General features: G+C 42.1%; 8 protein-coding genes and 1 CRISPR repeat array. All 8 genes read left to right on the forward strand.

Annotated elements, in window-relative coordinates:
- Positions 1-22: 22 nt before the first annotated feature.
- The 8 genes from NST85_RS05890 (at position 23) to cas1c (ending at position 14531) form a co-directional block, all read left to right on the forward strand.
- Positions 23-1738 carry an ABC transporter ATP-binding protein gene (locus NST85_RS05890; protein WP_127193758.1) on the forward strand — a complete coding sequence of 572 codons (1716 nt, stop codon included), beginning with the start codon at positions 23-25 and terminating at the stop codon, positions 1736-1738.
- A gap of 40 nt (positions 1739-1778) precedes the next feature.
- Positions 1779-2825: an NAD(P)/FAD-dependent oxidoreductase gene (locus tag NST85_RS05895; RefSeq protein WP_341188812.1), complete on the forward strand. Its 1047-nt coding sequence runs from the start codon at positions 1779-1781 to the stop codon at positions 2823-2825.
- Positions 2826-3682: 857 nt separating this feature from the next.
- A CRISPR array of direct repeats spans positions 3683-6430; the repeat unit is 32 nt; unit sequence GTCACATCCCACGTGGATGTGTGGATTGAAAT.
- A 454-nt stretch (positions 6431-6884) separates the two neighbouring features.
- Positions 6885-9320, forward strand: coding sequence for a CRISPR-associated helicase Cas3' (cas3, locus tag NST85_RS05900; protein WP_127193756.1), 2436 nt, complete (start codon positions 6885-6887; stop codon positions 9318-9320).
- Between the two features lie 53 nt (positions 9321-9373).
- Positions 9374-10096, forward strand: coding sequence for a type I-C CRISPR-associated protein Cas5c (cas5c, locus tag NST85_RS05905; RefSeq protein ID WP_127193755.1), 723 nt, complete (start codon positions 9374-9376; stop codon positions 10094-10096).
- Positions 10093-11985, forward strand: a complete 1893-nt coding sequence (cas8c, locus tag NST85_RS05910; protein WP_127193754.1) for a type I-C CRISPR-associated protein Cas8c/Csd1 — start codon at positions 10093-10095, stop codon at positions 11983-11985. Before cas5c ends, cas8c begins: the two co-directional genes overlap by 4 nt.
- Before the next feature lie 5 nt (positions 11986-11990).
- A complete protein-coding gene (gene cas7c, locus NST85_RS05915) occupies positions 11991-12854 on the forward strand; it encodes a type I-C CRISPR-associated protein Cas7/Csd2 (protein ID WP_127193753.1) in 864 nt (287 codons plus the stop codon).
- On the forward strand, positions 12844-13503 hold the full coding sequence (gene cas4 / locus NST85_RS05920) for a CRISPR-associated protein Cas4 (RefSeq protein WP_127193752.1): 660 nt from the start codon (positions 12844-12846) through the stop codon (positions 13501-13503). The genes cas7c and cas4 overlap by 11 nt, the downstream gene beginning before the upstream one ends.
- Positions 13500-14531, forward strand: coding sequence for a type I-C CRISPR-associated endonuclease Cas1c (cas1c, locus tag NST85_RS05925; RefSeq protein ID WP_127193751.1), 1032 nt, complete (start codon positions 13500-13502; stop codon positions 14529-14531). Before cas4 ends, cas1c begins: the two co-directional genes overlap by 4 nt.
- Positions 14532-14540 lie beyond the last annotated feature (9 nt).

The following is a 14540-nucleotide window of genomic DNA, read 5'->3' on the forward strand; positions in this document are numbered from 1 at the left end:
CTTGTAATAAAGGAGGATATGTATGCTTCGTCGCTTTTTCGCTTATTACCGCCCATACAAAGGTCTGTTTATATTAGATTTCACCTGCGCTATCATAGCCGCTTTGTTGGAATTAGTATTCCCTGTTGCTGTTAACAAGGTGGTGGATGATTTACTACCAAGCGGTAACTGGAAATGGATCTTATATTCATGTCTCGGCTTGCTGGGCATCTATGTTGTTAGTGCCGCATTACATTTTGTGGTGACTTACTGGGGACACAAGCTGGGGATTAGCATCGAATCGGATATGCGCAAGAAGCTGTTCGACCGAGTGCAAAAGCTATCATTTCGTTTCTTCGATAATAATAAGACGGGACATCTCGTGTCCCGAATGACGAATGATTTGATGGACATTGGGGAAATTGCGCATCACGGACCAGAGGATTTATTTATCGCGGTCATGACGCTCGTCGGCGTGTTCGGTATTATGCTCAGCATCAACTGGCAGATGGCGGTACTAACCTTTATCATTGTCCCGCTTATGATTTATTTGTCTCTATTTTTCAGTAGCAAAATGTCGGCTGCCTTCAAGCGCATGTTCGCAGATATTGCTGACTACAACGCTCGTGTGGAGAACAATGTTAGTGGAATCCGTGTCGTTCAGGCGTTCGCTAATGAGCAACATGAAATCTCACGCTTTGCGGAGAACAACAATCGCTTTCGCTTGACCAAGCTGATCACCTATCGGATTATGGCCTGGAACTCTTCGCTTAGTTTTATTCTAATGAAATGTGTTTCGTTGTTTGTGCTTGTGTGCGGAACGTGGTTTGTCATTCAGAATCGGATGTCATACGGGGAGTTTATCGCTTTTGTGATGTTATCCAACGTGTTTCTTGGTCCGATTCAGCAGATTAACTCTGTGATCGAGACGTACCCGAAAGGGATTGCCGGATTTAAAAGATACCTAGAGCTGCTAGAAACCGAGCCGGATGTGGATGATGCGCCGGATGCGAAGCCGATTACAGAAGTAAAAGGTGATATTACCTACAGTGGGGTAACCTTCGGTTATGAGAACAAGGAGAAGGTGCTAAGTGGAGTAGATCTATCCATTCGGGCCGGGGAAACGGTCGCACTGGTAGGTCCATCTGGCGCTGGGAAGACGACGCTATGTTCACTGTTGCCACGTTTCTACGATGTAGACGAAGGTTCGATTACCATAGATGGCATCGATATTCGCCAGATGACGTTGGAATCGCTGCGTTCACATATCGGCATTGTGCAGCAGGATGTGTTCCTGTTTGACGGTACCATCCGAGAGAATATCGCCTATGGCAAGCTGGATGCATCCGAATCGCAGATCTGGGAGGCGGCGAAGAGAGCGCAGTTGGAAGAGTTAATTCTATCGCAACCGGACGGACTGGATACGTTTATTGGAGAACGGGGCGTGAAGATGTCCGGCGGACAGAAGCAGCGTCTATCCATTGCACGAATGTTCTTGAAGAATCCACCTATCCTCATTTTGGATGAAGCGACATCGGCATTGGATACCGAGACGGAAGCCGCCATTCAATTGGCGCTCTCGGAACTTTCACAGGGACGCACGACACTTGTGATCGCCCACCGATTGGCAACGATCAAAAATGCGGACCGCATTATCGTAGTTGCGGATCAGGGAATTGTTGAACAGGGCAGACATGAGGAATTGATTGCAGTGGGTGGTACATACAGCCGCTTGCATCGAGCTCAGTTTGGAACTTAAAGATCAGTAACATCAAAATTACAAATGCGGAGGCGTGAAAATGAACGAAACATTGGAGCTTTATGACGTGACGATTATCGGCGGAGGGCCTGCCGGATTATATACGACATTTTACAGCGGCATGCGTGAATTAAAGACGAAGCTAATTGAAGCCCAAGATCAGCTAGGCGGGCGGCTGCTTACTTATCCCGAGAAGATCATCTGGGATGTCGGTGGTGTGCCACCGATTCGCTGCGAGCAATTAACTTCCCAGTTAATCGAGCAAGCGAGCACCTTCGAGCCTACGATTGTGCTTGGTCAGCAAATTATAGACTTCGATCGTCAGCCGGACGGTACTTTTATCTTGACCTCATCAAGTGGCGAGCGGCACCATACACGTACGGTAATCCTGACCATCGGTTATGGCATGCGTAAGCAGGCGAAGCTGGAGATCGAAGGAGCAGATCGCTACGAAGTGACGAACCTGTACTATACGGTGCAGGAGCTGGAAGTATTCCGGGACAAACGAGTACTGATCTCTGGAGGCGGGGATTCGGCGGTAGACTGGGCGAATGAGTTGGAGTCGATTGCCGCGCATGTAACGGTAGTACACCGACGCGATAGCTTTGGCGGACATGAGCGAAACGTGTCTCGGATGAAACAGTCCTCGGTAGATGTGCGCACACCGTATGCAGTTGGGGCGTTACATAGCAATAATGGAACAAGTATCGAACAAGTGACAATTGCACATATAGAAACGGAAGAGCAAGAACAACTGGAGGTTGATGCAGTCATCGTGAATCACGGGATGAAGAGTGATTTCGGCCCAATCCGTGATTGGGGCCTCGACCTGGGGGAATGGAACGCGAATGTAGGCGAGCGCATGACGACCAATATCCCTGGCATCTTCGGCGCAGGCGATTTCGCATCTTATGACAGCAAAGTGGGACTGATTGCTGGAACGTTTACGGACGCTGTATTGGCACTTAACAGCGCCAAACTGTATATGGATCCAGAGGCCACGAGAATGGCGTATGTATCCTCACATAACGAGCGGTTTAAGAAGAAGAATCAGGAGCTAGGTTTACTCGTGGAGGAAAAAGTGTAATTACAAAAATAAGATGAGTGTCCTCTGGAAGGTTTCGATAGCATAGTTGACTTTGTCTAGGGTTGATCATTATTAACTAGAAGACTTGTCAGTATCAAAGATATTAAGATGACTAAGGCTGAAGCTGCCATATGGATTACAATGTCATAAGGACGAGGAATAGTGATATATCCGAAAATCACGTCCCTGAGCAAAGTGAATAGAATGCAAAATAAAGAAAAAATACCAACAACGAAAGGGTTAACTTCTTAAGTGTGAGTTTCATGTGGATCATCCTTTTCATAAGATTTAAATATAGTCCGTCAGAGCTAGTTTGATTCGGGATAACTCAAATATATGTCACCCCTTGTATAATTTATATACTTGGGAGATCCGTTGGCAGTGGGTTCGATGGATAAATACGTATGTTTATATATGTGAATTAGTGATCAACAAGCCAAGTGCTTGTTGGTTTCTTTATTCTTCCATGTTAAAATTTGGAGGTAAAGATGATTTATTGCTGTCGAATGTTGAGAATATAGAATGATGACTACAATGAACTCGAGGTATCGCAGATGAAACAAGAATTGTAAGAACAGATCATTAATAATATAACGAGACTGCCTTTGGGGACTCAGGGTTTAGGTAAACCAATAAGACTTCTACATCGTTGTCGAATAAAATTAGTAAAAAACAAAGCTATTTATACGGTGCGAATGTAAAGCGCACATAAAATTCCAGGGAGATTCGCACCGATAAATTACCTTATAATAGAAATTTAAATCTCCAAAAGAGGATAATCGAAAAAAATCAGGCAAATTAAACCAATCTATACACTCGAAATGCGAATATTAGTTCATTTTTGCTTAAAATTCGCTGTCACATCCCACGTGGATGTGTGGATTGAAATCCACAGGAGACTACAACGACGACGACGACGAAACCGTCACATCCCACGTGGATGTGTGGATTGAAATAGCATCTAAAAGAAAATGAATCCGTGGTAACAGGGTCACATCCCACGTGGATGTGTGGATTGAAATTCATGATGGATGGACCCCATCCAATTCAGTACTTAGTCACATCCCACGTGGATGTGTGGATTGAAATTACCTGCTACAAACCTAAATCAATTTAAAGTCTAGTCACATCCCACGTGGATGTGTGGATTGAAATCCTTTGACCGGACAATCAGAGGACAAAAGGCGGAGTCACATCCCACGTGGATGTGTGGATTGAAATCATAATTTGCGCAAGGTGAGCGTATAAGCATTTGTCACATCCCACGTGGATGTGTGGATTGAAATGTCCCAGGTACAACATTAACGACAGCGGAGACATTGTCACATCCCACGTGGATGTGTGGATTGAAATCAGTAAGAAATATCAACGACCACCGACTGGTCACATCCCACGTGGATGTGTGGATTGAAATATGAATTCTTTGTACGGTAAATTTGGTCAGAAAAGTCACATCCCACGTGGATGTGTGGATTGAAATCCTGCTAACATATCACCAGCGACCGCCGTAGCATGTCACATCCCACGTGGATGTGTGGATTGAAATTACCATCTTCTGACGGTGCAAGTCGCTCCAAGATTGTCACATCCCACGTGGATGTGTGGATTGAAATCCTGTGGTTAACAATGATGATCCAGACCGTATTCGTCACATCCCACGTGGATGTGTGGATTGAAATATCTTAGCAATCATCGAATTCATTGCGTTTAGGTGTCACATCCCACGTGGATGTGTGGATTGAAATCGGTTAGTAATACAAATACTCCTCAATCAGTTGAACGTCACATCCCACGTGGATGTGTGGATTGAAATTTTGCGCATCTTGGGAATATTCCTGTACTCATAGTCACATCCCACGTGGATGTGTGGATTGAAATACCTAGTACTAATATAACTCCAATTAAATATGGTGTCACATCCCACGTGGATGTGTGGATTGAAATTGTCCTCCGTTGTCGGTAACATAAAGGTTATACGTCACATCCCACGTGGATGTGTGGATTGAAATCTCCAATTCTTATGAACGGTTTTATTCACAGTGATGGTCACATCCCACGTGGATGTGTGGATTGAAATCAAATTGGATATAAAGGGCTTATCACTTTAGCCTTGTCACATCCCACGTGGATGTGTGGATTGAAATAGTCCTGGTAACCCGACATGTGCGTATGCTCCTTGTCACATCCCACGTGGATGTGTGGATTGAAATTATCCAGAGTTAGCATTGGTAGATTGGAATCTAAGTCACATCCCACGTGGATGTGTGGATTGAAATCAACATTAAAGATATTGAGCAGTAGGACGAAACTGTCACATCCCACGTGGATGTGTGGATTGAAATTAACAAAAGTGTCCCCATACTGTGTCGTAATCCAGTCACATCCCACGTGGATGTGTGGATTGAAATATATCCCATGGCTTGTCCATCCTTTCAGGTAGGTAGTCACATCCCACGTGGATGTGTGGATTGAAATTGTACTCAGTATCGATAGACCGAGTACATCATCGTCACATCCCACGTGGATGTGTGGATTGAAATATTTTCATATTTCCGAGAAGATCGGCTGTACGTTGTCACAACCCACGTGGATGTGTGGATTGAAATGATTTGGTTCATGACGGCGTTTATTGCGATCAAAAGTCACATCCCACGTGGATGTGTGGATTGAAATCGTAAATCGTGCATATCTCCTTGGGCTTGCGTCAAGTCACATCCCACGTGGATGTGTGGATTGAAATACCATTGAACGTTGATCCCGCTTGATTAATTACAGTCACATCCCACGTGGATGTGTGGATTGAAATAAAATTAAAAGAACGTCATAATGAAAGTTTAAAGTCACATCCCACGTGGATGTGTGGATTGAAATTTTTTGTTTGCGATTATGCGACATGGATGTACGAGTCACATCCCACGTGGATGTGTGGATTGAAATATCCATTACGTTTACTGGTATGGCATGCAGCTGTGGTCACATCCCACGTGGATGTGTGGATTGAAATCCTGTACGCCGTGTAATATCGTTTATGGCCTCGATGTCACATCCCACGTGGATGTGTGGATTGAAATTAGTGGTCGTCCTCATACCGATACTTCGGGTTTGGGGTCACATCCCACGTGGATGTGTGGATTGAAATAGAAGTAGACACTTCCAATATCGGTCCCCAATCGGTCACATCCCACGTGGATGTGTGGATTGAAATTTTGATGAGTTGCTTTTCCTCGGTTGTATGCATTGTCACATCCCACGTGGATGTGTGGATTGAAATGGTCTCCTTATTGCGCTCATCGGCGCGTGGTTTATGTCACATCCCACGTGGATGTGTGGATTGAAATAGGAATGAGTGAGAACACCGAGAACTTAAATTTGTCACATCCCACGTGGATGTGTGGATTGAAATATGAGATCCGATGTCACAGAAAGCACGTCATGATATGTCACATCCCGCGTGGATGTGTGGATTGAAATAAACATATCGCAAGCGCTATAGTCTGATTTAATGGTCACATCCCACGTGGATGTGTGGATTGAAATGCTAGGTGATTTGGTCAAATCGGGGGCCTGTCGGACGTCACATCCCACGTGGATGTGTGGATTGAAATTCCAAGTTAGTGACCATGTTTTAGCAGTGCCAGGTCACATCAAGGACAAACAACTGAGATATCAGTCACATTCCTCGTTGACGCGTTAATAAATGTACAATAGGGATCATGAAATGATTATAAGCGGGAAGATAAAAGCAAGTTCAGGTTGTCCGAAGGATAATGAAGTTCTGACAAATGGATCATTATGTAAAATGTAGGTCGAACTAATGGTTCGGCTTATTTGTATTTTTACAAGATATTACCTTAATTTATTTAGATCCTTAGTATCGCTTAAATCAGCTAATAGTTAGTAACCACGGAGATTAATAATCTTAATCACGCTTTGATAAATGCTACGAAGAGGCAATATCCTAGAATCACCAATTTTATAAATATTTTGGAAGGTGATTCATTAAGTATGTCGAATCATGTTTATAACTAGGGTAAAAATATGTCGCAGGGGGAAAGTGAAATGAATTATGTGGCTCATATTCGTGAGAGCGATCATCAGTACCAGACTGTGGAAGAACATTTGCTAGGGGTTAAGCTTTTAGCGGAATCCTATGGAGCGAAAATAGGGGTCGAACACATTGCTGGTTTGGCTGGTATGTTACATGATATGGGGAAATATACGGATGAGTTCAGAGAGTACATAATAGAGGCCGTTAATAATCCGGATTCTCCTCCGCGAAGAGGGAGTGTTGACCATTCAACAGCAGGTGGGAAGTTTTTATACAAATTATTCCATGTCGAAAATATCCATCGAGACAAAGGGTTATTATCTGAAGTTGTTGGAAATGCAATTATATCTCATCACTCTTATCTCCAGGATTTTCTGAACCCGGAACTAGAGTCGAACTATTTACAGCGAGTTCGAGACAAAGACTTGAAGGAATACAAATGGACGGAACAGAGGTTTTTTGAACTAGTGATGAGTAAAGATGAATTCCATCATTATGTAGACGAGGCTGCTGCTGAGTTGAGGAATTATTTAGATAAGGAACCTTCCGTGAGCTCTGAAACAAATTTGATGTTCTTAACCAAGTTTATATTCAGCGCTTTAATCGATGCCGATCGAACAAACACCCGACTATTTGAGGGAAATAAAGCTGATGAACCGGCTCTTGATTATAAGCAGCTTTTTGCTTCTTATTATGACAAGCTTATGAGTAAGATTGATTCTTTTGCAGGTCAAAGTAGTTCCCAAACTCCTATTAATTTATTAAGAAGCGAGATGTCTAGACAGTGTGACCATTGTGCCGAGAGGCCAACTGGCATCTACACTTTATCCATTCCAACCGGCGGCGGTAAAACTTTGGCCAGCTTGAGATATGCACTTAAGCACGCCAAGACATATCACAAAAAACATATTATTTATGTCGTTCCTTATACAACAATAATTGAGCAAAATGCAGCGGAAGTACGCAAGATTCTACTGGACGACGCTAATATTTTGGAGCATCACTCAAATGTAGTTGAGGACACGAGTGATGATGATGAGCATTTGGATGGCGTGGTCAACGTACAGCAAAAGTTGAAGCTTGCCAAAGATAACTGGGATTCGCCGATTATTTTTACTACAATGGTACAGTTTTTGAATGTGTTTTATGCCAAAGGAAGCAGGAACATTCGACGTCTACATAACTTATGCGAATCGGTTATCATCTTTGATGAAGTGCAGAAGGTACCCGTTTCATGTGTCTCTTTATTTAATGAAGCATTAAATTTTTTGCGGACCTTTGGTCATTCCGGTATTGTGTTATGCACTGCAACGCAGCCGGCCTTAGACTTTGTTGAGCATAAGCTGAAGATTAACACAGACGCTGAAATGATTGATAATCTGGATCATGTCATTGAAGCATTTAAACGTGTGGAAGTGATCGATCAGGCGACAGACGAAGGGTTTAATAATGATAAGCTATGTGACTTTATTGTGGAGAAAATAGATGAGGTTCAAAGTGTGCTAGTTATTTTAAATACTAAGACAGTAGTGAAAAGATTGTATCAGCAAATGCAATTAAACATGGCTGGAAGCGATGTCCCTATCTATCATCTCAGTACATCTATGTGTGCTGCGCATCGGAACGATCTTTTGCAAAAAATTAGAGAGCATTTAAACAATGACGATAAAATCATATGTATCAGCACACAATTAATTGAGGCAGGAGTAGATGTCAGTTTTGAATGTGTGGTTCGTTCTTTGGCCGGACTAGATTCTATTGCGCAAGCTGCAGGCAGATGCAATCGTCATGGGGAGCAAGAATTACAACAGGTTTATGTAATAGATCATATCGAAGAAAACCTTAAGCATTTACGAGAAATTAAGGTTGGCAAGGAAATATCTAAGAAGATTCTTATTGATTTGAAAAATAATCAGCAATATCATGGCGGCCATATATTATCAATTCAAGCTATGGAGAAATATTTTAAAGAGTTTTATTCTAAATTTAAAACGGACTTGGATTACCCTATACCTAAATTAGGCTCGAAGATGACTAGTTTATTGTTAGCTAATATTGCTGATAATTCATACTTTCAAGCCTACTCTACCAAGAATAAAGAGCGGCTTCCTTTATTCTTGGCGAACAGCTATAGAACAGCCGCTGAACATTTTCGTGTAATTCATGATCTTACAACATCGGTAATCGTACCATATGGGGATGAGGGTAAGGACATTATTGCAGAACTGAATGGTGAACGCAGAATTGAAGAGCTAACACGATTATTACGTAGATCGCAACAGTATACGATTAATTTATTTAAATATGAACACGATCAATTGGATAAGAACGCTGGATTGGAGAGCTGTCTTGATGGACATGTCTTGGTATTAAAAGAAGGAGCTTATAGTGAGGAATTTGGTCTTGATCTTCAGAATGAGAGTGGGTTTGATTTGAGTATGTATTAGTATTTAGATCATTATGGAAACGATAAAGACAACTCAAGAAAGGAGGTGAGACTATGAGAAATTCGGTAGAGTTTGAAATTACAGGAAACTATGCGCTGTTCACGGATCCTCTCACCAAACTGGGCGGGGAAAAACTCTCTTACCAGGTGCCGAGCTATCAGGCACTAAAAGGTGTAGTGGAATCCATATATTGGAAACCCACACTAATTATGATTGTAGACAAGATCCGTGTAATGAAACCTATCCGCATGGAATCCAAAGGCATTCGTCCAATCGAGTACGGCGGGGGAAATACGCTGGCTAACTATACTTATTTAAGAGATGTTCGTTACCAGGTGACAGCTCACTTTGAATTTAACATGAACCGTCCGGATTTGGCGCATGACCGTAACGAAAATAAGCATCATAATATTTTCCGGAGATGTGTTCAAGCCGGAGGTCGAAGAGATATTTTCCTCGGAACACGGGAATGTCAGGGTTATGTGGAGCCCTGTGTATTTGGGGAAGGTAAGGGATTTTACGATGATTATGGTGATATACATCTCGGTAATATGGTGCATGGCATCAGTTATCCGGATGAAACGGGACGGGATCAAATGGAAGTGCGTCTATGGAGTCCCGTCATGAGAGATGGTGTGATCGAGTTTATACGTCCCGATGAATGTACGCAGATTCGTAAAGCAGCGGATGATATGAAACCGAAGCATTTTGACCAAACCAATGTAGAATCAGTAGATGAGCTATATGCCCAAATGGAAGGGGGTGGGGATCTATGAGCTGGCTATTAAATTTATACGAGACTTATGAGTCCAATCTGGATAGAGTTGGTATCATTGAACAAAAATATAACGGTCAAGAGTACACGTTACTGCCTGTCTCTCATACAACGCAAAATGCTCATATTGAAGTAGGAATTACGGAAGACGGTGAATTTCATTCAGCTTTCGTGATCGACAAGAACGATATGAGCACATTAATTCCATGTACAGAGAAGTCAGCGAGTCGGGCAGGTAAGGTAATATCTCCTTATCCCTTGCACGACAAATTAGTTTATGTAGCTGGTGATTTTACTGTTTATAGCGGTGAAGGAGAGGATGCTGAATCTTTCATACATTACATTAAGCAATTAGGGGAATGGGCCAACTCACCACATGGTACTTCGAAGGTTCGTAGTATTTATAATTATTTGAAAAAAGGCCAACTTATTCGTGATTTAGTAGAACATAACATCTTGTTTATTGATTCTGACCATCGGCTAATTGAGAAATGGGATAAAAAATACGAGTTACTACATTCTGATAAACCTCCTATTTTCGCCGCAGTTGCAGGTGGACAGGAAAGTGCTTTTATACGTTTTAATGTTTATTCGCCTAGCGATATTTTAACTGAAGTGTGGAAGGATCAGGAGATGTATAATTCTTTCATTCAGTATTATCGGGATTTGCTAGGTAATGAGGACATTTGCTATGTAACAGGACAAACTCTGCCAAGTACGGATAAGCATGCAAACAAGATTCGTAATGCGGCAGACAAGGCGAAGTTAATTTCAGCAAATGATTCAAGTGGCTTTACCTATCGAGGTCGGTTTAATTCAAGTAACGAGGCTGCAAGTATTAGTTATGAAGTGTCTCAAAAGGCGCACAATGCACTTAAATGGTTAATTAATCGCCAAGGTAGATTTGCCGATCAACGGGTGTTTTTGGTATGGGGCAATGATGCTCTGGATATTCCTGATCCAACCGTAGATACTTTTGCGATTGATCCTAGACCAATCATTCTTGCCAAGAAATCTTACACTAACCAAGAGTATGCGAATGAAGTCTCCAAAGCCTTGGATGGTTATAGGAATGATCTGTCTACCAAGGCAGACGTTAATATTATGATTCTTGATTCAGCAACAACTGGACGAATGGCCGTGCTGCACTATCGAAATATGGATAAGAATCTATATTTGGACAAGTTGGAGAAGTGGCATTCAACCTGTGTGTGGCTGCATCGTTATCGCAAAGATGATCAGGGGGAGTTTGTGCAATTTATCGGTGCGCCAGCCACGAAAGATATTGCTTTTGCAGCTTATGGGCCACGGGCGAATGAGAAGATAGTAAAGGGACTAATGGAACGGATGCTGCCATGTATTGTAGATGACATTAGGATTCCACAAGATATTGTAAATAGTGCCATCCACCGAGCAACCAACCCTGTATCGATGGAAAAATGGGAATGGGAGAAGACGTTAAGCATCGCATGTGCCTTAATTAATAGACAGGAGGGATTAAAGTTGGCGTTAGATACAGAAACGGATGATCGCGATTATTTATTTGGACGATTGTTAGCGGTTGCTGATGTATTGGAAAGACGGGCATTAGGGGATGAGATGCGTTCCAGCAACGCGATTCGTTATATGAATTCTTTTTCAATGCATCCCGAGAGAACCTGGATGACGATCCAAAGAAGTTTGCAGCCGTATCAGGCACGGTTAGGTACAAAAGCAACCTACCTTTCCAAAATTATTGATGAAGTTGCATCCAAATTTAAAGTCGACGATTTCAGCAACAAGCCTCTATCTGGAAAATACTTGTTAGGTTTTTATAGTCAAAGACACGAACTCTACCAAAAGAAAGAAAATAATAATAATGATGCAGTAAATGCATCTAATGAGGAGTGATTAATATGTCAACATTAGATCATAAGATTGATTTTGCTGTCGTATTATCCGTAAAGAGTGCTAACCCCAATGGAGATCCGTTGAATGGTAATCGTCCACGGCAGAATTACGACGGCCATGGTGAGATTTCGGATGTAGCGATTAAGCGGAAGATTAGAAACCGTCTGCAGGACATGGGAGAATCTATTTTTGTCCAATCCAATGATCGTAAAGTAGATGCATTTAACAGTTTAAGAGAGCGCGCAGATGCGAATGCTGATTTGAATAAAATTTTGAAGTCAAAAACAGCCTCAAGTGATGAATTCGCCAGTGTTGCTTGCCAGGAATGGATTGATGTTCGCAGCTTTGGACAGGTGTTTGCATTCAAAAGCGCTGATAAAGGGGCAGGTGTCTCTGTTGGTGTAAGAGGTCCAGTCTCTATTCATACGGCTACCAGCGTTAATCCGATTGATATTACAAGTATGCAAATCACGAAGAGTGTCAACTCGGAACCGGGCAAGGACAGAGGCTCGGATACGATGGGAATGAAACATCGTGTGGATTATGGACTTTATGTTATTTATGGGAGCATCAATACTCAATTAGCGGAGAAAACCGGGTTTACATACGAAGATGCGGACAAGATTAAGCAAGCGCTTGTAACACTATTTGAAAATGATTCCTCTGCCGCAAGACCCGATGGAAGTATGGAAATTCATAAAGTATATTGGTGGGAGCATTCTTCTAAGCTGGGTCAATATTCTTCCGCCAAAGTACATCGCTCACTAACGATAAAATCACGTGTCGAAGAGCCCAAAACCATTGATGATTATTCTATAGAATTGAATGAATTGGAAGGATTAAAGGTTGAGATCATAGATGGCCTGTAGTGAAGACGATGATTATTTAATGTTGTCTGGGATTCAACATTTTCAATTTTGTAGGCGACAGTGGGCACTTATTCATATTGAACAGCAGTGGGAGGAGAACGTTAGAACTGTTGAAGGTCAGTATTTACATCGTAAGGCGGATCAGCCATTTGTTAGAGAGAAACGGGGTGATAAACTCATCGTACGTGCCATGCCTGTCAAATCTAATGACCTGAAAATAACAGGTATTTGTGATGTGGTTGAGTTTATCAGAGATAACAGTGGTGTTGAAATCAGTGGAGCTGAGGGAAAGTATATGCCATATCCAGTTGAATACAAACGGGGAAAACCTAAGATGGATGATGCTGATCTTTTACAGCTAACAGCTCAAGCTTTATGTTTGGAGGAAATGCTTCTGTGTGAAATAAACACGGGTTATATGTTCTATAATGAAATTAAACATCGAGTCGAAGTGCCACTGACTGCTGAGATTAAAAGTAAAGTGAGATTAGTCGTTTCAGAAATGCAAGATTATTACAGCCGGAAATTTACTCCTAAAGTGAAAACAGGTTCCTTTTGCAACAGTTGCTCCCTTCATTCGATATGTTTACCTGAACTCATGAATAAACGAACTGTGAAAAGTTATATCGAAGGGAAAATTGGGGAATGAAAAAACTTCTGAATACACTATTTGTTACTCAACCCGATGTTTATTTATCGCTAGATGGGGACAATGTTGTCCTACTTAAGGAACAGGAGAAGTTAGGTAGATTACCTCTTCATAATCTGGAATCTATTGTGACCTTTGGTTATACAGGGGCAAGCCCAGCGTTAATGGGATATTGTGCGGAGAGGAATATTTCCATTGTCTTCTTAACGATGAACGGGAGGTTCCTTGCCAGAGTTATTGGTTCCAGTAAGGGGAATGTAGTTCTAAGGAAGAAACAGTCTCTTGCATCTGAAGATGAAGAGCTATCAGCAAGAATTGCCCGGAATTTTATTATAGGTAAGATTTATAACCATAAATGGATGATTGAAAGAATGACTAGAGATTATCCACTACGTATAGATATTACAGGGTTTAAGGAAGTGTCTTTGCACCTATCTTCTATTATGGCAGATATAAGAGAATGTGAGGATTTGGAGCGGTTAAGGGGATTAGAGGGACAGGCTGCCTTAAGCTATAATAAACTGTTTGACCAAATGATTTTACAGCAGAAAGACGACTTTTTTTTTCGCTCTCGTTCCCGCAGACCACCATTAGATCCTGTGAACGCCATGCTGTCGCTTGCCTATACACTACTGGCTAATGACATGACATCTGCTTTAGAGGGAGTTGGGTTAGATGCATACATAGGATTTTTGCATCGAGATCGTCCCGGGCGGGCATCGCTCGCTTTAGATGTCATGGAGGAATTGCGTGGGGTGTTTGCAGACAGATTTGTGTTGTCGCTGATTAATAAAAGAATAGTCAATCCAGAAGATTTCGTTCGTAAGGAAAATGGAGCCGTGATCATGACGGATGAAGCCAGAAAGAAATTCCTGGGTGCGTGGCAAAATAAGAAGCAAGAGAAGATTACACACCCGTATTTAGCCGAGAAAATATCTTGGGGATTAGTACCGCATGTTCAAGCCTTACTATTAGCACGGTATTTGCGAAATGATCTGGATGAGTACCCTCCATTCCTATGGAAGTAGGTGCAGCTA

The sequence above is a fragment of the Paenibacillus sp. FSL K6-2524 genome (assembly GCF_038005525.1).
GTDB classification, from domain to species: domain Bacteria; phylum Bacillota; class Bacilli; order Paenibacillales; family Paenibacillaceae; genus Fontibacillus; species Fontibacillus anaericanus.